A 20477-nucleotide genomic window follows, 5' to 3' on the forward strand; every position below is an offset into this window, starting at 1 on the left:
GTCTAAGTCCACGACTCAGGCAAATTATGGTCGTCCCATGGGAACGAAATCAGGGTTTTCTTTGCGCAGACTAACCCATTCGACGCGCCACTGATCGATCTTCATCAAGTCAGCCAAGCTTAAATGGGTATCAGCAATTGCTGTGCAAGCTTCAACACAGATCTCAGTGGCATTCTCCGGGGCGCCGTAAGCTGCACGGAGGAGGGAGAGCACCTCTTCCGCCAATGCCTCAGCCTCTTTACGAGCTTCAACCGCACCGTTTTGGAGATCGTAAACCACGTAGATGGTGAGGTTGTAGGGCGTACCATCCTCAAGCTCCACTTCTCTTTCGTCAGAGAGGTTAAAAAACAGAGCCGTGATGTACTCGGAGCGCTTGGTAACGAGCTCGGCGATACCCTTCTCTACGCTGACCTTTTTTCGGCATTCGCGCTGCAGTCTGTTTTCAAACTCATTAGGATAAGCCGGACGGCCATAGCGAATGCTGAGCCACTGCTTTAGGGTTCGTTTATCAGCTTCTGTGATTCGAGCAGTGTGGCACGGGCCTGAGAGCTTGGCGAAATCGCGACGCGGGATAATTTGGCGATTCTGAAAGCAGAGATCGACGTAAAACTCATCGTCGTTTTGTGCATAAAAACGGGCGTGAAGACGTCTTACATTCTTCGCACTAAGAAAGTTTTTGTCCTTCTTGACCTTTTTACCGACAATCACTTCCAGGTAAGACTCTTTATCCTGGGGGATATCGCAATCGTGGGAGATGACAACAGCGCATGTATCATCATCTCCCTCGAGACCCAACATGGCGAACTCGTCACGCTTGAGCAGGCTTCCTTGTCGCCATGTTGTATTTCGGTCGATCAATCTGAAATCTCACTCAAGCTTCATCGGCAAACGGAACTGAAATCGCAGATTTCCAACCGTCAGTTTTTGTAGTTTTCAGCTGGGATAGCCCAGATCTTGCGTACGACTCATCAGCGATCTTAGATTCCTTGACCAAAACGGAAGCCAGGTGCATGTACGGCTCACCGTTCTTGAACAAGTCCAAAACCGATTTCCCTTGAAACGCTTTCATCTTGACCATGTCTAGCGGGCGCGAAATCTGAGCCTCTTTGAACAGGTCAGCCAGCTGGCTCAACTCAGCAATTTTAGCCACGTTCTCTTCATCAGGGGATGCCTGATTTCCCATCCATTTATATATAGACTGTCTGGTTACGCCTAATAGCGAACCCATCTCGGATACGGGCAGATTGAGCACGGACTTAATGTTGTCCAAGTGTGCGTTGGGGCCTCGAAAGTCAAGGCTCACCGGCTTGAGTTGCCCTGTCTCTGCGACGGTAAACTTCGTCTCCTGTTTCGGCTTGAAATAGGAGTTAAGCCGCTCAGCCCCAGGGGCCGCTTGGACGCTGCCAGTCCCTAGGAAAAAGGCAATGACTATTGCTGCGGTGCGAGCTGCGCGCGCGACACCGCCTGTCCCATTACTTCTGGAAGTGGTAAAGCCTGTAATCCCGTACATAACTCCCTCCTATTCCCACTGAGCAAAAGCATGCGGGGTGGCAATGGCGTGAAAGCACCTAGCCAAATCCCCATGAAAGCTCAGCAGCTTTTCATAAATCGCTGCTGTATCAACAGGCATGGACTCTTCGACAAAGAGATCCATATCAAAGACAGCATGCGTGAACGGTTTTTTCCTCTGGAATCTCGGCATCAGCTGAACTGACCGAGGGATTAGATCCTGCGGGAAGCCTAAAGGTGAATTCGGAGCCTGATAGACCTTCGCGATCAATAGACCGCCGCTTTCAGTCCTGTATCCAGCCTCCCAAAGCCCGCCAAGTATCGGAAGGCCAAAATCCACGCCTTGGATCTTCGGGTTGAAGTATTTATGCACTGATTCACCCTCAGCAGGTATCACAGCGTTCAAATAGCGAATTCCTAGCCGAAAAACTCGCTCCAGCTGAACTACCTCATGCACAATTTTCAGCCCGTCACACAAAGCCCGAAAAAACTGCTCCCGGTCTAGGTAGTAAGTGGATTGAAAACTCAGAAAATCTTGCCCGAGCACATAACCACAACTCCGATCAGGTTTTGTGAAAAACCAGTTTTTGTTGGTGGTAACAACAGGTTGAGCAGTCTCGCCGTCATGTAAGGTTCCATAGTCGACGTTCTGAATGTCTTCGACTTCATAGACCGTAAATCCAGCACGACGCATCATCTCCTGAATGTCGGTAGAGAATTTTGCCATAGCCGCAACGGGATTGAATTTCGCCTGGGCTAAGGCGTAATAAACCGGTGCATTCTTTAGCAATACGCTCATTTTTCTCCTCGTGTAGCTCGATGAAGCGTTGGTATGTTTGAAGGTCAGTTTACACTCTGGTTGTCACTCTCACAAGAAAATAACTCGTCCAAATGATAGTTGTTCGCGTTTGAGTGGGGCGTTCATAGCTGTCAAAGTTTCGCCGAATTCCAGTGGAGACCAGACCTTTAGACCTAAGCGTTTGGTTTTGTTGTGACTTGATCTCAACTGCAGTGCGCCCGTATGAAGTACGCATGTGCAGAGTTTTTTTCAAAATTGCGAGGTTTTGTGGCGTGAGCGTGCACGGCTCGCGATATCAACGTTCAAAATGTGGATCGAGCGTAACCTCCCGCATGACATTAGAGATCTACTCATCCTGATGCTCACCACTTGTCCGCATGTCATCTAAGCACGCTTCTCGACAGGCCGCTTTCGGCCAAACGCGGATAGACGGTTTCGCCCTGGAGCAAATCAACTGCGCCGATCAATTCCGGTAGCAATAGCTGCGCCACAACCACAGCCGGTGAATCCGCCGACAAATCGTCCGCATCAGGAGTCGTGCAAGCCAACACAGCGACCAGAAGTAACAGTAGGCGACTCAGATGTTTTCGCATTGAATCCCCTCGGTTATCGAACAACGGCGCCGATGGCCTCGAACCGGCAGCGTGCGAGCAGTCAGCCGAAAAACGCAACAGTTTGCTTCGCAGGCCTTTGATTCTTTAGGAAAAACAGGAGCTGGGTAATATCGCAGCCAAGGCCAATTGAGCGCATCAAGGGGATTGGCTGGACAGTGCCAAATGAGTTGGTCGACCTCATCGTCAAGGCAGTGGCAAAGACAGTGTCGAGGACGCGGCTTCAGCCTCAGGCTCGATTATTTTGCAACCCGCTGATTTGTCAGGCGCAAAGCTATCTGTAAAATAATTTTTGGTGTCTCTGTTACCGATCACATGATTGACAGCACCCCGCACTTCGCGCAAAGCCCCGGTCTAGAGCGCATCACGAACGAAAACCTGTTTTCACACCTGAGACTGGCAAGTAAAAACCGGCTAACCCCACGCACCCCTCTAAACCGCACCTCTCACGCCTTACCCCACAATCAGAACGTGTTCATGCTTTCAGGCCCTTGCAGACAACGGAAAATTAGCGCGAATTGACGATAAAGCCGAAGCGCCGCGACAGATCCAGCCCTTCAACATCACCCACGCCCACCACACCGACCTCGTGCCAATCCTCCAACGCTCGACGCTTCAACAACGACAAATCACCCTGCACATAGGTTTCGGTCAATCCCGGCATCGCATGGTTAAGCAACAGCTCGGCAATCACATAATTGACGCTCAGGTTTTGCCAGCCTACACGCGCCAACTTGCGCAGATCATGGCTTGACCACTTACCACCGCTCAGGCTGGCAATCTCCAACGAAGCACCAGCCACCGACAACGCCTGACCATGCCCACCGGGAAACAAATACTTGCTCGGCTGGCTTGACTGCTGGCCCCTGTACCAACGCAGCACAGCCACCACAACAGGCGTCAGCGGCAGTTCATGCCGTGTGCGCGTCTTGGTCAGCTCAGCCGGAATCACCCACACAGCCCCGTCCAGGTCGAAGTGCTCCCACTTCGCCCGCCGCGTTTCGCCAACCCGCGTACCGTGGCAAAGCATCAACAGCGCCAACAGGCAAGGCCCTGGCGACTTCGGCAGACGCTGCGCCAGCAGATCCATGAGCCCGCCAACGTCACGCGGAAACAACCGCGATACCTTTGGCTTCAAACGACCCAAACCAAAATCCGTAAACCTGACATCAGCCAGCGGATTGACGGCCAGCAGACCCAGTCGCTTACTCGTGCGAAACGCCGCGTTTAATACCCGATAGGCATTGCACACCGTCGCCGGAGCCAGTAGCGCTTGCATCGGTTGAATCAACAGCCGGTCAAGCGTGGCCGTCGTCAATTGATCCAACGGCAACCCCCACAGACGCGGCAACAGCCAGTTCTTTGCCAGTGAGCGGCAACTGGCCTTGCGTGCCTTCGATACCGTCGACAGGTTCAAATGCCGCTCCAGATACCACGTCACCACGTCACCCACCGTATACAGCGCGCGCAGCGTGGCGCCTGGATCAACGCCACCGGCCAGCAGTGGTGCCGACCGCCGCGCCGCCAATTCCTTGCAGCCACAATGCGGCCAGTCAGCCGCCTTCTGCCATTTGCCAGCGCGCACCGTGTACCACGCACCCCGGCGCCGATCCTTGAGAAAACGAAAGCGCATGTCCGGGTAACGCTTGTCCCGAAGGTCGCGAACGGCTTTGTCTGTTGCTTCGGCTCTAATCGCCGCATCGCTGAACTCGATATATCGCGTTTCACCCATCGCACACCTCGGTAATGAATGACCACAGGCCCGGTTGAGCCACTGGCAGACCTCGGTTACTCATAGCGTCCTCCAGGTATTGCACGCGAGAACGCGAAACACAGGAGGACGCAGGCCTCCCCGGCAGGCGCCGAATGCACTTGCCCACAGGCTGCGCCCGTGGACAACTGCAAGCCCTCGACCCCGCAAGCGGGGCCCCACTCGGGCCGAAAGATCAAAGTCAACGATTTCCAATCGTCCAGACAGAGCAAAAGCCAGAGCGAAGCGATTGCATTGAACCCCTTGGGGGGTTTGGGGGGCTCTTCTCTTCTCTTCTCTTCTCTTCTCTTCTCTGATCCGCATTTCGTCCACTCTCAATCCGGACTCTTCCGCGCCGCTCGCTTACGCTGTGCATCGACCGCACGACGCTTGGAACAGGCGCCGTTATGGACTTCAAAGCCTGGTATGGTCAGATTCAGGCCGTCGTTTTCCAGCCATCCAACTGTAACCATGGCCTCGGCAAAACCAGACCATGCAGCAAGCTCATCAAGCGTGTCCAACGTGTAACCAGACAGCGTTCCATCACTTGAGTGGAAATCGAAAAGACTCCAAACGGACAAAAGTCCACCTACTATCCTAAATCTGTCGGCTTTCAATGCGGACGCCATGCGGACAACTTTCGGATTCGACGGTAAGTTAGTACGCATCTTGATCCAGTCACCCGCCATGGCTTATCCCTCGAAGCAGGCCTTGGCCGTGCAAGATGAAAGTGCTATGCGGATTCGCCGACGACAACAGAAGGTCGCCATCGGCGAGCCAGACGGTGAAACCAGTGCGATACCCCGGCTTGTCGCCCAATGCGGGGAAACGGGAGATTTTGCTGGCGGGCGCGGGAGTTGCCGCAGTTGGCCCGCTGGGGGCCTTTATCTCGTCGTGAAGAGTCATCGAACAGCCCTCGAAATTGTCGAAGGCCGGAAAAGGCACGACACTCAGCGTGCTAACCACCACTGGCGGAGGTGATTGGCACAGCCGGACGCGTCCACGTCCGGCTTTTTTATGCGTTGGTGGTTGTGCCCCGGCTCTTGTCGATTTGCTCTCGCACCCAGGCATTAACCTCATGCTCTAACCATCCTACTGCGCCGCCACGGCCAAGCTGCACCTGTTGCGGGAATGTTTGGTTCAAGGCGTATTTGTAGATTGATGCGCGGGCCAGTCCTGTTCGGTTCATAACGTCATCTATACGCATAACCCGCAGATTGTCAGTCATTGACCTGGCCTCCTGCATGGCTTGCCTTCAGGCGCCGCTTGCGTGGGGTGGGATTGGGTTGGCGGGACATAAGCCGTGTCCTGAGCCATGCGTCAACCTCTTGGTCAAGCCAGGCCACAGAAACACTTTCACCAAGTCTGATGGGTTTCGGGAAAGTGCCTCTTTGCACGGATTGATAAATTGCGCTTGAGCGCAGTCCGACGCGATCCATAACGTCGCGCAGGCGCAGTAAACAAATAGGGTGGATGTCGGGGGATGTGGAATCCATGTTCGCTCCTCGCGAATTAAGGGCGCCTGAGTCAGTGGGCGCCATGGATTCCAATACTATTGCTCGTTTTGAGGCTCGTGTTGCGCGTAATTATCGATCAAGTATTTACGCGTAAATGCGCCGGGCTCATCAGTAATCTCGCCCGACGTAATCATTAGGTCCCGGTGGTCACGGAGCATTTGAAGCAAACTTCGTTCGAATTCGTCCAGGCGAGTAGATTCATCCCTCAACCGCCGGGCGCCATTCGAGTGAGTAACCTTTGACTTCCACGGTTCCGTGGAAGCCAAGCGCTCGCACGCCCGCGTAATCGAAAACCCCTGTACTTGGAGTTCTTCGATACTCAGCACCAACAAAATACGAGTGTGTTGATCCCAGTGTTTATCCCTGCCACGGCACTCGGGAACGGCCAACTGGAAGCCCGGCAGGTCTAGTGCCAGGCTCCAAACCAGCGGGCCGATGTCATGAGACCTAAGAACGTGCTCCTCCATTAGCAGGCCCATTCGTCGCTCTAACTCTGATACATGCGCCTTACTCCATGCCTCACGCTGCTCGGGTGTATACAGCTGCGGCAGTGGTGCCAACTTGATAGGCTTGGCCAAGTCGCCGCTGTATTGTCGGCTCACGCTTCCATCCGCCCAAATGCGCCTTGAATAACATTCACCGCTGGTGGAGTTGTGGCGAACTTTGCCCAGGCTTGCATCAACTCGCGGCGTTTCTCCAATAGGTTGCTGCGACTGTAAGCGGCCTCGATTTTGTCGCGCTCATCATGGGCGAGCGCCAGCTCACAGACTTCTCGCGGATAGTGCGTGCACTCGCTCGCCCAGGTGCGAAAGGTGGCCCGGAATCCATGTGTTGTTATGTCTGGCAGCTCCATCGCCCGCAGTAGTGATAAGAACGCAACACGGCCCATCACGCCGGACTTTCCAGTGCCGGGAAACAGATACGGGCTGCCAACAGTGCGGGGGATTGCTCGTAGCAATTCAACGGCTTGCTGTGGCAATGGGATGGCGAACGCCTGCCGGGTTTTCATGCGCTCGGCTGGAAGATTCCAGGTGGCTGACTCTAAATCGAATTCGTCCCACGTCGCCAGGCGAACCATGCCAGCCCGTGCGGCGGTCAGGATCACTAGTTGCAGTGCGTGAGAATCACGGTCATTGGCTTGGGCCAGCCTGCTCATGAATGCTGGAAGGTCACGCCAGAGCATTGCTGGATGATTGGTCGATTGCGTAGCCCGTTTCTTGTCTGCCCGACTTAGCAGGTTGTCCAGATGGCCACGCCAGCGTGCAGGGTTCTCGCCAGATCGAAGGCTTAGCGCTTTGGCGGAATCCAGCACGCTTTCTATCTGGCTCCTAACCTCGCTCGCTGTCCGGGGCTTCTCGCTCCAGATCGGCTGCAAAACACGCAACACATGATCGGTTTGAACCTGTCCGGGCGGCAATTCACCCATGACTGGATAGACGTAACGCTCCAGCTTGGAAAGCCAGCCTTTGCGCCAGCCATCGGTCACATGCAGGCAGTGGGATCGGTGGTAATCCAACGCCAGCGATTTGAAAGTGACGGACTTTGCTTTATCAGCCAGCCGTTGGTCTCTCTGCCGCTGCTGTTCTGCCTTGCGCTCATCCAGTGGGTCACGGCCCTGCATGATCAACGACCTCGCCTCCGTGGCGGCCAGTCTTGCTGCTTTAAGCTTTACGGTGGGGAATGGTCCCAAGCCCATGTCACGTCGTTTGCCGCTGAGCTGATAACGCAGAAGCCAGGACTTGCTACCGATAGTGCTGATTACAAGGTAAAGCCCGTCGCTGTCCAGATACCGGCCTGGCTCGCTCAAATGCACGACTTGCTTGGGGTTCAATCGGCTCATGCTATTTCCTCGTCGACTGATCCAACCCCACACGCAGCCCCACACATTTTCGTGGGATCAGGTAGATATGGGTGGGATGCTGTAGACAAGATAATACCCGGTAAGACCCGGAATCACTAGGTGTTGTGGGATGCTGTGGACAATTACGGAAAAGAAAAAGCCCGCCGTCGCTGCGGGCTTTTTCATGCCTGAAATATAGCCATGAATGCACACAACCCCTGTGGGAGCGGGCTTGCTCGCGAAGGCGGTGTGTCATCCAAATCATATGTCGACTGACACGGCCTCTTCGCGAGCAAGCCCGCTCCCACAAGGGGCAGTGGATCAGATCGAGGGGGCATTCCAGCGTGCAAGCACGGCTGGCAAATCGGTCAGGCTACGGATTTCTGCATCCGGCAGACGATCCGCTTCCCAGGCTTTGCCCGCCGGGTTAAACCAGATCGCCCGTAACCCCGCCTGTTGTGCGCCGGCAATGTCATCACCCGGATGATCGCCGATGTGCACGGCGGTTTCGGCGGTGGCGCCACCGCGTTGCAGAGCCTCATGAAAAAGCCGCGCATCCGGTTTGGCGATGCCGATGTCTTCCGCGCACAACGCAAACTTGAAGTAATCCGCCAGACCCAAACGGCGCACGTCGGCATTGCCGTTGGTGACCACGCCAAGTGCATAGTGATTTGCGAGAATCTCCAGCACCGGCTCGACTTCAGGGAACACTTCAATCTGATGCCGCGCATGCAGAAACACTTCAAAACCCTTGTCTGCCAGGTCGGTGGCTTCGCCATGGGCGTAGCCGGCGTCTTCCATCGCATGAAACAACACCCGCCGACGCAACGCGCTGATGCGATGTTTCAGCCCCGGTTCATTGGTCAGCACACGCTCACGAATCGCCCACAAATGCTCGACCGGCACCGCGCCCAGATTCGGCGCATGTTCGCTCAGCCATTCGCGCAATACCGCTTCGGCGCTGACGATCACTGGCGCGGTATCCCACAGGGTGTCGTCGAGGTCGAAGGTGATCAACTGGATGCTCATGAATCGTCGCCTTTCATGCGTTTGGCCCGTGGATGGGCGCTGTCGTAGACCGCCGCCAGGTGCTGGAAGTCCAGGTGGGTGTAGATCTGCGTGGTCTTGATGTCGGAGTGGCCGAGCAATTCCTGCACCGCGCGCAGATCCTGCGAGGATTCGAGCAAATGGCTGGCGAAGGAGTGCCGCAGCATGTGCGGGTGCAGGTTCTGCCCGAGCTCGCGTTCGCCGGCCAATTTGACCCGTACCTGAATCGCTCGCGGGCCAAGGCGTCGACCTTGCTGGCTGACGAACACGGCGTCGTCCGCCGGGTTGGTCATCGCGCGCAATGGCAGCCATTGTTCGATGGCTTCGCGGGCCTTTTTTCCTACCGGCAGCAGACGGGTTTTGCTGCCCTTGCCGAGCACTTGAACCATGCCATCGGCCAGATCAAGTTGATCAAGATTAAGCCCGGTCAGCTCGGAGAGGCGCAGACCGGAGGAGTAGAACAACTCCAGAATCGCCTGATCCCGACGCGCGAGAAAATCATCCTCGACCGCACCTTCCAGCAGTTGCAGCGCACGGTCAGTGTCGAGGGTTTTCGGCAGGCGGCGCTCGCCTTTTGGTGGCGCCAGACCGGTCGCCGGATCATGGTCGCAAAGGCCTTCGCGATTCAGATAGTGATAGAGCCCGCGCACCGCCGAAAGCAACCGGGCGAGGCTGCGCGAGGACTGGCCTTGCGCGTGCAGACGAGCGATCAGGCTGCGCAGGCGCTGAATATCGAGCGCGGCCCAACTGCCGATGTTCTGTTTGATGCACCAGCCGAGTACTTTATCGAGGTCGCGGCGGTAGGCCGAGAGCGTGTGCGGCGACACCTGTCGCTCACTGCGCAGGTGTTCGCAGTAAGCGTCCAGTTGTCGTTCCATGCTCAGCGTACCGAGCGCAGGGAGCTGTTGACCCGTGGCAACACGCGACCCATGACTTCGGCGATGTAGCTGAGGAACAGCGTTCCGACCGAACTCTTGTAGTGCTGCGGATCACGGCTGGCAATTGCCAGAATGCCGTGGATGCCTTGATGGCTGACCGCGACGACGGCGGTGGAGCCGATCTGCTTGCGCTGTTCTTCGCCGAAGAGGAAGTCCAGCTCATGTTCGCGCAGGCTGCCGCTGACGCTTTTGCCTTCGGTGAGCAAGCCGCCGATGGCGACTTGCGCGTCGGCGTGGGTGACCCAACGGCCAACCGGTGCCGGGTTGTCGCCGAGCAAAATCAGGCTGACAAAAGGCACTTGGAAATCCTGACGCAGACTGTCTTCGACGCTGATCACCACGTCTTCCAGGCTGCTGGCATCCATCAAGGAAAGAATCAGGCGACGGGTTTTGTCGAACAGGCGATCGTTGTCGCGGGCGACGTCCATCAACTGCGAGAGGCGGTGGCGCATCTCGATGTTGCGATCACGGAGGATGGTCATCTGCCGCTCGACCAGCGAAACGGTGTCGCCGCGCTGGTGCGGAATGCGCAGGGCGGGCAGCAGTTCTTCGTGCTCGACGAAGAAGTCCGGATGCGCCTCAAGGTACGCAGCAACCGCTGCCGCCTCCAGGCTCTCGGACGCTGATTCGTCGGACTGTCGGGCGGGTACCTGAGGCTTATCGGTCATGTTTTTTGCTCACTCAAAGACGCACTTGTCCTTCGTATACACGCACTGCCGGACCGGTCATCAGCACCGGTTGGCCAGGGCCTGCCCATTCAATGGACAGACGCCCGCCGGGCAGGTCGATCAACAGCGGCGAATCCATCCACCCCTGACTGATGGCCGCAACCGCCGCCGCACATGCGCCGGTACCGCAGGCCTGGGTTTCCCCGGCGCCACGTTCCCACACACGCAGTTGCGCGCGGTTGCGGTCGATGACCTGGAGAAAACCGACGTTCACGCGCGCGGGGAAGCGCGGGTGATGTTCGATTTTCGGCCCCAGTTCATGCACTGGCGCGTTGTTGATGTCCTGCACGCGCAGTACCGCGTGAGGGTTGCCCATCGACACAGCGGCCAGTTCGACCGTGGTGCCATCGACTTCCAGTTGATAGCTGATGGCTTGCGCCGGTGCGTCGAACGGAATGTCCGCCGGCACCAGGCGCGGGGCGCCCATGTTCACGCCAATCTGGCCGTCGTTACGCACGTCCAGTTCGATGATGCCGCCCTTGGTCTCGACGCGAATCTGCCGCTTGGCGGTCAGACGCTTGTCGAGCACGAAGCGCGCAAAGCAGCGCGCACCGTTGCCGCACTGCTCAACTTCCGAGCCGTCGGAGTTGAAGATCCGATAACGGAAATCCACGTCCGGATTGCTCGGCGCTTCGACGATCAGCAATTGGTCGAAACCAATGCCAGTGTGGCGGTCGCCCCATTGCTTGGCGTGCTTTGGCTGAATATGCGCGTGCTGGCTGACCAGGTCGAGAACCATGAAGTCATTGCCCAAGCCGTGCATTTTAGTAAAACGCAGCAGCATGGGTTACTCCGGCAGCAGGCTTTCGCCGGCAAACAGCTCGGCCACGGTCTCGCGGCGACGCACTTCAAAAGCCTGATCACCGTCTACCAACACTTCAGCGGCACGGCCACGGGTGTTGTAGTTGGAGCTCATCACAAAACCGTAGGCACCGGCCGAATGCACGGCCAGCAGATCGCCTTCGGCCAGAGCCAATTCGCGATCCTTGGCGAGGAAGTCGCCGGTTTCGCAGATCGGGCCGACGATGTCGTATTTGCGCGCAGCAGTATCACGCGGTTTGACCGCGGTAACGTCCATCCACGCCTGATACAGCGCCGGGCGGATCAGGTCGTTCATCGCCGCGTCGACGATGGCGAAGTCTTTGTGTTCAGTGTGCTTGAGGTACTCGACCTGAGTCAGCAGCACGCCGGCGTTGGCAACGATGTAGCGGCCCGGCTCGAACACCAGCGCCAGATCACGACCGTTAAGACGCTCGCGTACGGCTTTGATGTAGTCGGCAGCCAATGGCGGCTCTTCATCGCGATAACGCACGCCCAAACCACCACCGAGATCGATGTGGCGCAGGTGAATGCCGCAATCGCCGAGACGATCAACCAGATCCAGCAGACGGTCGAGCGCATCGAGGAACGGTGGCAGCGTGGTCAGTTGCGAACCGATGTGGCAGTCGACACCGACCACTTCGAGGTTCGGCAGATGCGCGGCGCGTACGTACACGTCTTCGGCGTCGGCAATGGCGATGCCAAACTTGTTCTCTTTGAGACCGGTGGAAATGTACGGGTGGGTGCCGGCATCGACGTCCGGGTTCACACGCAACGAAACCGGTGCGCGAACGCCCAGCTCGGCAGCCACGACTTGCAGGCGCTCGAGCTCGTCGGTGGATTCGACGTTGAAGCAGTGCACGCCGACTTCGAGGGCGCGACGCATGTCATCACGGGTCTTGCCGACGCCGGAGAAGACGATCTTGTCAGCGCTGCCGCCAGCGGCGAGGACGCGTTCCAACTCGCCCCGGGAAACGATGTCAAAACCGGCACCGAGACGGGCCAGGACATTCAGAACGCCGAGGTTGGAGTTGGCTTTGACCGCAAAGCAGACCAGGTGCGGCATGCCGGCCAGCGCATCGGCGTAAGCCAGATACTGCGCTTCGATGTGCGCGCGCGAGTAAACGTAGGTAGGGGTGCCGAAGCGGTCGGCGATGGCGGACAGCGCCACACCCTCCGCAAACAGCTCCCCGCCACGGTAGTTAAAAGCGTCCATGGCGATCCCTTAATAAACGTCGTGCTTGTGTGCTTTGGAAGCCGGTTGTTTTTGCGACGATTTGGCTTGCTCGGCCGGATCCTGAGTGTCATCGGGCAGGTACAGCGGGCCTTTTTGACCGCAGGCCGAAACAAGGCAGGCAACCGCGACGAGCGCAGCAAGGGAAGAGATCAGGCGCTTCATGGCGAAATCCTTGAAAATGCGTTAATTGCGCCGGAGTATACCGGCCACCCGGCAGCTTGCCTATGTGATGGCCTTCCCGTCCGGCGGGGCTTGCCCAAAGCAGCCCGGATCGCCGCAATCCCCTGTAGGAGCAGAGCTTGCTCGCGAAAGCGTTGTATCAGTCAGCATCATTGTTGAATGATTGACCGCTTTCGCGAGCAAGCTTTGCTCCTACAAAGGGTGGTGAGGGTGCTTGGTCGTTAATCTTTGCAATCGGCCGGAAGCGTCCGTATCTTTCGGCGCTTGAGCCTGATCAGAACATTTTTTGAGGTTGCCGCAATGAGTTTGTCCGAAGCCCGTTTCCACGATCTGGTCGATGAAACCCAGGAAAAACTGGAAGACATCTTTGATGAAAGCGACCTGGATATCGACATGGAGAACTCTGCCGGTGTGCTCACCGTCAAGTTCGAAAACGGCTCGCAGCTGATCTTCAGCCGTCAGGAGCCGCTGCGTCAGCTATGGCTGGCGGCCGTGTCCGGTGGTTTCCACTTTGACTACGACGAAGAAAGCGAGCGCTGGATGTGCGACAAGAGCGAAGAGCAACTGGGCGAAATGCTCGAGCGCATCGTCAAGCAGCAGGCCGGCGCCGATTTCGATTTCGAAGGTCTGTGATTCCGTGACTGATACCGCTCCCGTTCGTCCGCCGAAGCCGCTTTACAGCAATGTCAGCGCGGCCGTGCCTTCGCCGTGCAGCGGGGTTTGTCGGCTGGACGAGCAGAAGGTTTGTCTGGGCTGCTTTCGGCATGTTGAAGACATTCGCGAATGGCGCTCGGCAGACGATCAGCGCCGGCGGGTCATCTGCGCCCAGGCTGCTGCCCGCCAAAATTCTGTTTGATACCCCATTGTGGCGAGGGGATTTATCCCCGTTGGGTCGCATGGCGGCCCCAAAGTCTTTACGACTGCTGCGCAGCCGAACGGGGATAAATCCCCTCGCCACAAAGGTTCCCGGATGGTTAAGTGGGGGCTGGGGCAGGGTGGCTTGTATATTTTTTGAGCTGTGATAGTGTCCGCAGACGCCTCAAACCACCGAGGCACGGTGAAAACCCCGTCTTTTTTGGCGGGGTTTTGCTTTTTATGTGCAGAAGAAAGGAGTCTGCCCGGATCATGACCGCACCTTCCATCACCCTTACCCGTCTGGACGTGCAACGTCTGGAGCGCTTGATCGACAACCTGAACGAGAAAGATCAGGCTGCGCCGGGCGTGATTGCGCTGCAAACCGAACTGGATCGCGCCGACACCGTGGTCGGCCACGATGAAGTGCCCGCCGATGTCGTGACCATGAATTCCCGCGTGCATTGCCGCGAAGAAGGCAGTGGCAAGGATTACCACCTGACGCTGGTCTATCCCAAAGATGCCAACGCTGACGAAGGCAAGATCTCCATTCTGGCGCCGGTCGGCAGTGCGCTGCTGGGCCTGAAAGTCGGTCAGCACATCGATTGGCCGGCACCGGGTGGCAAGACTCTCAAGCTGACCTTGCTCGAAGTCGAATCGCAACCGGCCAACGGTGGCGCGTTCCCCGAGTAATCCTGCCTCAGACCTGTTCGAGCGCCTCGTTCAGTGCGCGCTCCAGGTCAGCCTTGTAGCGCAGATACAAATTGCTTGAACTCTGCCCGTCACCGAGCAGGCCCGAAAGGTCGAGGTCGGTGATGTAGCAGCGGTAGCGCTCGGTCTCGCGACGCTGCTCGACGATCTCCCGGGCGACCACGCTGAACAGCTGGTCGCCATGTTCCAGCTCGCTGAATTCCCGTTGATTGCAATACAAAGTGACCTGCACTTCACCCGGTGCGGCTTTGCCGACGATCGCCTGCACGTCGTAGAACGGTTTGTTGACTGGCGTCTGCGGCGCGGGCCGTGCTTCGACCCGTCGCGCGCGCCCGGGGCCCGAAGGCAATAACTGGTAATACAAAGTTTCGAGGGCAGCGTCTGGGCCTGCGTCCATCGGCAGCACGGCTTCGCGGCGGAACAGGATCGATTGCAGAAAGCGCTGCAATGGCACCAGCAGACTTTGCTCGTCGTGATACGGCAAACGCTGCAGCCACAGCGCATTGAATTCATCCAGCGCGTACAACTCTGCCTGTTGCTCAGTGATCCGGTAGAACACCTGAATGCATTCCGGCTGGCCCATCGGCAGGATCAAGGCGAGGTCGTGCTCCTCCAGCGCCATCGGATCCAGATGCAGCGGGCTATAACGCGGCTGTTCTTCGCCGAGGTAATCGAGCAACGCCGGCAGCGTGGCGAGGGCGACGTGGTTGACCTGGCCCGGCACCAATTCCAAAACGTGATAGTGCTGCTGCACCTGAATCAGGTAACGATGATTCAGGCCGCTGAGCAGCAGGTTCTGCGCGGTGTCGACGATCTCTTCGACGCGGCGGGCAATGAACTGTGCGCGGTTATGACAGAAGCAGCGCACCTTCAATTTCGGTTGCTGCGGCCCGCGCGGCAGGTTGTTGAGATAGTCGCGCAGGCAGTCGAGCAAGGCGTGTGGGCCGTCGAAACGGTTGACCAGCACTTCGTTCCAGCTGTTGAGCGTGACCTGATCCAGGGTCAGCACCAGATTCTCGCGCACGCCGGCGTAGCTCAGCGAGTCGGTGCGTTCGGTGGTCATCAGGATGTTGAGGTCGCGGTGATGCTTGAGCGGGTCGATGCCGACATTGACCAGCATCAGCACTTCGCTGGGCACCGCGGCGCGTAGCAACGGGATTTCGTCGACAGTGGGCAAGGGCAGGGCGATGCACTGTTGCAGGCTGCCAAGCAGGTTGAACAGCTCGAACTCGCTCATGTCACTGGTGCCGGGGTGCAGCGCCAGGCGCGTGCTGCTGTCGATCACGCCGTTGCGATGACTCCAGGTCAGCAGTTCAAGCAGCTCGCGGCTGCGTTTGATCGGCGCGAAATGCTCCCATTCCTGCGCGGTAAGGCTGCCGTTGTACAGGCCCCATTGAGTTTGGCCCGGCTCCTTTTTGTTGCGCGATTGCACCAGCGTCAGGGTGTCTTCGGCCAGATCCGGGGCGATGCCGGGGTTGATGAACTCGACCTTGTCGGCCTTGCGTTCAAACGCCGCGTACAACCGTCGGCCGAGCACATTGAGGTCACGCTTGTTGATCAGGCTGACGGTTTGCTCGGTGCGGGCGAATTGGGTCAGGAAGCGATAGCTGTAATTCAGCTCGCTGACCAGTGCGCGGCGTTCGGCGCTGACCTGGCGGACTTTCCACTGGCTGCGGCTATCGAGCAGCGCCAGCTGCCGCTGATCCCAATGCCATTCGCTGGCCAGACGTTCGAGCAGCGAGCGCTGCCAGCTCTGCGTGCGGCTGTTGCCGGTGAGCTTGCGATTGACCTTCAAGTACAGCGCGCGCCGCACCAGTTCCAGACGCTCCGGCTCATTGCGCGCCTTGAGGTATTCCTCGATGCGCCGGTACACGACCATGTACGGATCCAGTTCATCCAGATCCAGTTGATTGGCGAACACGGCTTTTTTGAAGCGCAGGCTCAGGCACTGCACTTTCGGATGCTCGCTGGCGTAGACCTCGGTCAGCAGCAGTTTGAGCACCGATTTGTACGGCGACTCGATGCCTTTGAACAACTGCCACAACCCGGCACCAATGAATTCCCCCGGCGGAATCGTCGCCAGATGGCCGAGGTCGAGGGTTTCGTCAGCGCGAATAAAGCGCTTCGACAGCAGGGTGTGGGTGTAAACGTCGTAGGCGGTTTCTTCGTAAACCGGCACCAGCCACCAGATCGGCGTGCGCCCGGCCAGCCAGATCGCCGTGCGATAAAACTCGTCCAGCAGCAGGTAGTGCTGGGTGGTGCCACAGTTTTCCGAGCTGAGCTGATTGTCGCGTTCACCTTTGACGAAGCGCACCGGGTCGATCAGGAAAAAATGCGCCTCGGCGCCTTGGCTCGCGGCCCAGGCTTCGAGCAACTGGCATTTCTTGCTCAGCTCACTGAGTTCGCTTTCGCTCAGATCCGGCGCGTGGCAGACCCACACGTCCATGTCACTTTGATCGGCCTGCGCCAGCGTGCCGAGGCTGCCCATCAGGAACAGGCCGTGAATTGGTCGCGGCGGGTTGCTGCCGTGGCGCGGCTTATAAGAAAACGAGCGAGTCAGGCGTTGGGCTTCAGCGAGCACATTGGCGTCCGGCTCGTAATTCGACAGGCCGGCCGGCGCACTGCCCGAGACGTAACCCGGCAGCAGCGGATGATTGACGTGGAAGAACAGCGGCAACAGCGTCAGCACGCTCTGTTGGCGTGGCGACAACCCTTCGAGGGCACGGCCGAGGCGGCCTTCATTGAGTTTGAGAAACCGCGCGCGCAGCTGGCTGAGAACCTTGCGGTCAATTCCCTCGTCCAGGTCGGGGCGGATTTCGTGGGTGCGCGTCATGTCAGCTCAAACCGGCTCGCAGGCTCGGACGTAGAGGGTCTCGGAATGTCAGGCAGTTTAGCCTTAGGGTAGCGGGACTTTTAAGCTGAATTTGTTTTTTGACGTCAGATTTCTACCGTTTCGCCCGCACAGGCCCGCGGAAATCCCGTGGCAGGAGTTTCCGTGGGCGAAGTCGGGGGGAATCAGGCGGTTTCTTGCTCTCTCAGAATGGTCAGCACGGTTTGCACATTTTGCGCAGCATCGCGACCGAGGCTGGTCAGATAACCGCCATCGGGCTGATCCGTCAGGTCTTTTTCAAAGAGGCGTTTGGCGGCAGAGATATGTTTCGGGGCAGCGGTCTGATGAATTTTCAAACCTTCCTGGGAACTGTCCAGGGGAAAGAGTGCGAGGACTTCCAGTTCGGCAACCAACTCAGGGGTAAGCGACATAAGGACTCCAGACTTTCTAGGAATTAGACGACAGCGCCCCTAAGGTGAACCCGCTTTTGCGGCATGTCCAGTGCTCAGATCAGGGATTTTGTCGTGAGGCGGATTCCAGTGTAGTCCCCATAAAAAAGATCGCAGCCTTCGGCAGCTCCTACAGGGGATTTGTGTAGGAGCTGCCGAAGGCTGCGATCTTTTGATCTCAGGCTTTTTCTGGTGGCAACTCAGGGAGTGCACGCAGGGCCGCTTCGTACCATTCATTATCAAATGCGCGGTCTTCATCGAGCATCGCGTCAATCTCGTAGGCCAGCACGTGGGCCATCAGATTGAGGATTTCTTCGCGCTCGACGCCGACCAGGGTCAGTTTGTTGAACGTCGCTTTGGCGGCCGGCGGGTTGTCGCTTTCGATCTGGTTTTCGATGGCTTCGATCAACGTCGCTTCGGTGAACTCTTCTTCGTCGTTGTCATTGTCGATGTCTGTCGGCTCGCTCATGGCAGGCTCCTCAAGGAAAGGCGCCAGTTTACCCGCATTCAGCGGCGTGATGCTGCTGGCGGGATTGGCCTGAGCGATCTATAAACAGGCACTGCCCACCCCGCACGGCCTGGAGGCTATGTGATGCTCAAGCTCTACGGATTCTCAGTCAGCAACTACTACAACATGGTCAAACTGGCGCTGCTGGAAAAAGGCCTGCCGTTCGAAGAGGTCACCTTCTACCCGACACCGACCCCGGAATCACTGGCCATCAGCCCGCGCGGCAAAGTCCCGGTGCTGGGCGTGGACGCCGGTTTCATCAACGAAACCGCGATCATCCTCGAATACCTGGAGCAAACCCAAAAAGGCACGCCGCTGCTGCCGAGCGATCCGTTCGAACGTGCGCAAGTGCTGGCGATTGCCAAGGAAATCGAGCTGTACATCGAGTTGCCGGGCCGCGCCTGTTACGGCGAAGCGTTCTTCGGCATGACCTTGCCGGACGCGATCAAGGAAAAGACCAAGTCTGAATTGCTATTGGGTTTTGCCGCACTGGGCCGTCATGGCAAATTCGCCCCGTACGTGGCGGGCGACAGTCTGAGCATTGCCGATTTGTACTTCCTCTACAGCGTGCCGCTGGCCTGTGCGGTCGGGCATAAACTGTTCGGGATCGATTTGCTGGCGGAGATGCCGCAGGCGAAGGCGCTGCTGGAGCGGCTTGAGCAGAATCCGCATGTGCAGAAGATTGCGGCGGACAAAGAAGCGGCGATGCCAGCGTTTTTGGCGATGATCGCTGCCAAGAAGTAGGAGTTTATTGTTCTGAAGTCAGTCTTCGCGGGCAAGCCTTGCTCCTACAAGTTCACACCGAACCCGTAGGAGCAAAGCTTGCTCGCGAATCTTTTAGCGGCTGGCGATCAGCGCCTGACCGCGAATTACAGCAGCCTTGACCTGCGCCGGCGCAGTCCCGCCAATATGGTCACGGGCATTCACCGAGCCTTCCAGGGTCAGCACGGCAAACACATCCTGCTCGATCTGATCGCTGAACTGACGCAGTTCTTCCAGGCTCATCTCGGCCAGGTCCTTGCCCGTGTCCACGCCGTATTTCACCGCGTGGCCAACGATCTCGTGGCAATCACGGAACGGCAGGCCACGACGCACCAGATAATCCGCCAGGTCGGTCGCGGTGGAGAAACCACGCAGCGCCGCTTCACGCATGATCGCGTGCTTCGGTTTGATCGCCGGGATCATGTCGGCAAAAGCCCGCAGCGAGTCGCGCAGGGTGTCGGCGGCGTCGAACAGCGGCTCTTTGTCTTCCTGGTTGTCTTTGTTGTAGGCCAGCGGCTGGCCTTTCATCAAGGTCAGCAGGCCCATCAAGGCACCGAACACACGGCCGGTCTTGCCGCGCACCAGTTCTGGCACGTCAGGGTTTTTCTTTTGCGGCATGATCGAGCTGCCGGTGCAGAAACGATCCGGCAGATCGATGAACTGGAACTGCGCGCTGGTCCAGAGCACCAGCTCTTCGGAGAAACGCGACAAGTGCATCATCGCGATGCTCGCGGCCGAGCAGAATTCGATGGCGAAGTCGCGATCGGAAACGTTGTCCAGCGAGTTGCCGCCGACGGCGTCGAAACCGAGCAGTTGTGCGGTGTATTCGCGGTCGATCGGGTAGGTGGTGCCTGCCAGCGCAGCGCTGCCCAGCGGCATGCGGTTGGTGCGCTTGCGGCAGTCGACCAGACGCTCGTAATCGCGGCTGAGCATTTCGAACCAGGCCAGCATGTGGTGCCCGAAGGTCACTGGCTGCGCGGTCTGCAGGTGAGTGAAGCCCGGCATGATGCTGGCGGCTTCGCGCTCTGCTTGCTCCAGCAGGCCTTTTTGCAGGCGGGTGATTTCGGCGAGGATCAGGTCGATCTCGTCACGCAGCCACAGGCGGATGTCGGTGGCGACCTGGTCGTTACGGCTACGACCGGTGTGCAATTTTTTACCGGTGACACCGATGCGATCGGTCAGGCGTGCTTCGATGTTCATGTGCACGTCTTCGAGGTCGATGCGCCAGTCGAACTGGCCGGCTTCGATTTCGCCCTGAATGGTGTTCAGGCCGTCGATGATGCTGTCGCGCTCGGCATCGGTCAGCACGCCGACCTTGGCCAGCATGGTGGCGTGGGCGATCGAGCCCATGATGTCGTGGCGATACAGGCGCTGGTCGAAAGTGACGGAG

22 protein-coding genes are annotated in these 20477 nt (G+C 57.9%); 4 read left to right on the forward strand and 18 right to left on the reverse strand.

Annotated elements, in window-relative coordinates; all coding sequences use genetic code 11:
• Nucleotides 1-24: 24 nt before the first annotated feature.
• The 14 genes from ACIP1X_RS17690 to ACIP1X_RS17755 form a co-directional block, all read right to left on the reverse strand.
• Complete coding sequence (locus ACIP1X_RS17690) at nucleotides 25-798, reverse strand: hypothetical protein (RefSeq protein WP_400753915.1); 774 nt, start codon at nucleotides 796-798, stop codon at nucleotides 25-27.
• Between the two features lie 73 nt (nucleotides 799-871).
• On the reverse strand, nucleotides 872-1510 hold the full coding sequence (locus ACIP1X_RS17695) for a helix-turn-helix transcriptional regulator (RefSeq protein WP_169857518.1): 639 nt from the start codon (nucleotides 1508-1510) through the stop codon (nucleotides 872-874).
• A 9-nt stretch (nucleotides 1511-1519) separates the two neighbouring features.
• Nucleotides 1520-2308, reverse strand: a complete 789-nt coding sequence (locus tag ACIP1X_RS17700) for a TIGR04255 family protein (RefSeq protein WP_400753918.1) — start codon at nucleotides 2306-2308, stop codon at nucleotides 1520-1522.
• A 1119-nt stretch (nucleotides 2309-3427) separates the two neighbouring features.
• The gene (locus ACIP1X_RS17705; RefSeq protein ID WP_400753920.1) at nucleotides 3428-4651 is read right to left on the reverse strand and encodes a tyrosine-type recombinase/integrase; all 1224 of its coding nucleotides are present in this window, start codon (nucleotides 4649-4651) and stop codon (nucleotides 3428-3430) included.
• A gap of 353 nt (nucleotides 4652-5004) precedes the next feature.
• Nucleotides 5005-5358 (reverse strand): hypothetical protein, encoded by a 354-nt coding sequence (locus ACIP1X_RS17710; RefSeq protein WP_210553389.1) that lies wholly within the window; start codon nucleotides 5356-5358, stop codon nucleotides 5005-5007.
• Nucleotides 5359-5684: 326 nt separating this feature from the next.
• Nucleotides 5685-5897 (reverse strand): helix-turn-helix transcriptional regulator, encoded by a 213-nt coding sequence (locus ACIP1X_RS17715; RefSeq protein WP_400753922.1) that lies wholly within the window; start codon nucleotides 5895-5897, stop codon nucleotides 5685-5687.
• Nucleotides 5890-6165, reverse strand: a complete 276-nt coding sequence (locus tag ACIP1X_RS17720) for an AlpA family transcriptional regulator (protein ID WP_210553390.1) — start codon at nucleotides 6163-6165, stop codon at nucleotides 5890-5892. The genes ACIP1X_RS17715 and ACIP1X_RS17720 overlap by 8 nt, the downstream gene beginning before the upstream one ends.
• Before the next feature lie 619 nt (nucleotides 6166-6784).
• Entirely contained in the window at nucleotides 6785-8026 is a 1242-nt protein-coding gene (locus ACIP1X_RS17725) for a tyrosine-type recombinase/integrase (protein ID WP_400753925.1), read from the reverse strand.
• A gap of 321 nt (nucleotides 8027-8347) precedes the next feature.
• A complete protein-coding gene (locus ACIP1X_RS17730) occupies nucleotides 8348-9055 on the reverse strand; it encodes an HAD family hydrolase (protein WP_400753927.1) in 708 nt (235 codons plus the stop codon).
• Nucleotides 9052-9951, reverse strand: a complete 900-nt coding sequence (xerC, locus tag ACIP1X_RS17735) for a tyrosine recombinase XerC (protein ID WP_053124977.1) — start codon at nucleotides 9949-9951, stop codon at nucleotides 9052-9054. Before xerC ends, ACIP1X_RS17730 begins: the two co-directional genes overlap by 4 nt.
• Nucleotides 9952-9953: 2 nt before the next feature.
• Complete coding sequence (locus ACIP1X_RS17740; protein WP_053124974.1) at nucleotides 9954-10679, reverse strand: DUF484 family protein; 726 nt, start codon at nucleotides 10677-10679, stop codon at nucleotides 9954-9956.
• Nucleotides 10680-10692: 13 nt separating this feature from the next.
• Nucleotides 10693-11523 carry a diaminopimelate epimerase gene (gene dapF, locus ACIP1X_RS17745; RefSeq protein WP_053124973.1) on the reverse strand — a complete coding sequence of 277 codons (831 nt, stop codon included), beginning with the start codon at nucleotides 11521-11523 and terminating at the stop codon, nucleotides 10693-10695.
• 3 nt (nucleotides 11524-11526) lie between these two features.
• Nucleotides 11527-12774, reverse strand: a complete 1248-nt coding sequence (gene lysA / locus ACIP1X_RS17750; protein WP_053124971.1) for a diaminopimelate decarboxylase — start codon at nucleotides 12772-12774, stop codon at nucleotides 11527-11529.
• A 9-nt stretch (nucleotides 12775-12783) separates the two neighbouring features.
• Nucleotides 12784-12957: a lipoprotein gene (locus ACIP1X_RS17755; protein WP_082341500.1), complete on the reverse strand. Its 174-nt coding sequence runs from the start codon at nucleotides 12955-12957 to the stop codon at nucleotides 12784-12786.
• Nucleotides 12958-13275: 318 nt separating this feature from the next.
• On the opposite strand from ACIP1X_RS17755, the gene cyaY reads away from it, so the two are divergent.
• The 3 genes from cyaY (at nucleotide 13276) to rnk (ending at nucleotide 14520) form a co-directional block, all read left to right on the forward strand.
• Nucleotides 13276-13608, forward strand: coding sequence for an iron donor protein CyaY (gene cyaY / locus ACIP1X_RS17760; RefSeq protein ID WP_008084571.1), 333 nt, complete (start codon nucleotides 13276-13278; stop codon nucleotides 13606-13608).
• A 4-nt stretch (nucleotides 13609-13612) separates the two neighbouring features.
• The gene (locus tag ACIP1X_RS17765; protein WP_400753930.1) at nucleotides 13613-13831 is read left to right on the forward strand and encodes a DUF1289 domain-containing protein; all 219 of its coding nucleotides are present in this window, start codon (nucleotides 13613-13615) and stop codon (nucleotides 13829-13831) included.
• A 269-nt stretch (nucleotides 13832-14100) separates the two neighbouring features.
• Complete coding sequence (gene rnk / locus ACIP1X_RS17770; protein WP_053124969.1) at nucleotides 14101-14520, forward strand: nucleoside diphosphate kinase regulator; 420 nt, start codon at nucleotides 14101-14103, stop codon at nucleotides 14518-14520.
• Between the two features lie 7 nt (nucleotides 14521-14527).
• Here the strand turns inward: rnk and ACIP1X_RS17775 are convergent, their stop codons facing one another.
• The 3 genes from ACIP1X_RS17775 to ACIP1X_RS17785 all read right to left on the reverse strand — a co-directional run bounded on the left by ACIP1X_RS17775 (nucleotide 14528) and on the right by ACIP1X_RS17785 (nucleotide 18286).
• Complete coding sequence (locus ACIP1X_RS17775) at nucleotides 14528-17371, reverse strand: class I adenylate cyclase (RefSeq protein WP_400753933.1); 2844 nt, start codon at nucleotides 17369-17371, stop codon at nucleotides 14528-14530.
• Nucleotides 17372-17553: 182 nt separating this feature from the next.
• Nucleotides 17554-17799, reverse strand: coding sequence for a TIGR02647 family protein (locus ACIP1X_RS17780; RefSeq protein ID WP_008084565.1), 246 nt, complete (start codon nucleotides 17797-17799; stop codon nucleotides 17554-17556).
• 196 nt (nucleotides 17800-17995) lie between these two features.
• Nucleotides 17996-18286 (reverse strand): hypothetical protein, encoded by a 291-nt coding sequence (locus ACIP1X_RS17785; protein WP_400753936.1) that lies wholly within the window; start codon nucleotides 18284-18286, stop codon nucleotides 17996-17998.
• Between the two features lie 123 nt (nucleotides 18287-18409).
• On the opposite strand from ACIP1X_RS17785, the gene ACIP1X_RS17790 reads away from it, so the two are divergent.
• Entirely contained in the window at nucleotides 18410-19069 is a 660-nt protein-coding gene (locus tag ACIP1X_RS17790; protein ID WP_159814391.1) for a glutathione S-transferase family protein, read from the forward strand.
• Nucleotides 19070-19162: 93 nt separating this feature from the next.
• Here the strand turns inward: ACIP1X_RS17790 and argH are convergent.
• Nucleotides 19163-20477: argininosuccinate lyase (gene argH, locus ACIP1X_RS17795; RefSeq protein WP_400753939.1), on the reverse strand; the 1315-nt coding region annotated here is incomplete at its 5' end.

The sequence above is a fragment of the Pseudomonas sp. NPDC088885 genome, from assembly GCF_044750025.1.
Lineage (GTDB): Bacteria > Pseudomonadota > Gammaproteobacteria > Pseudomonadales > Pseudomonadaceae > Aquipseudomonas > Aquipseudomonas rustica.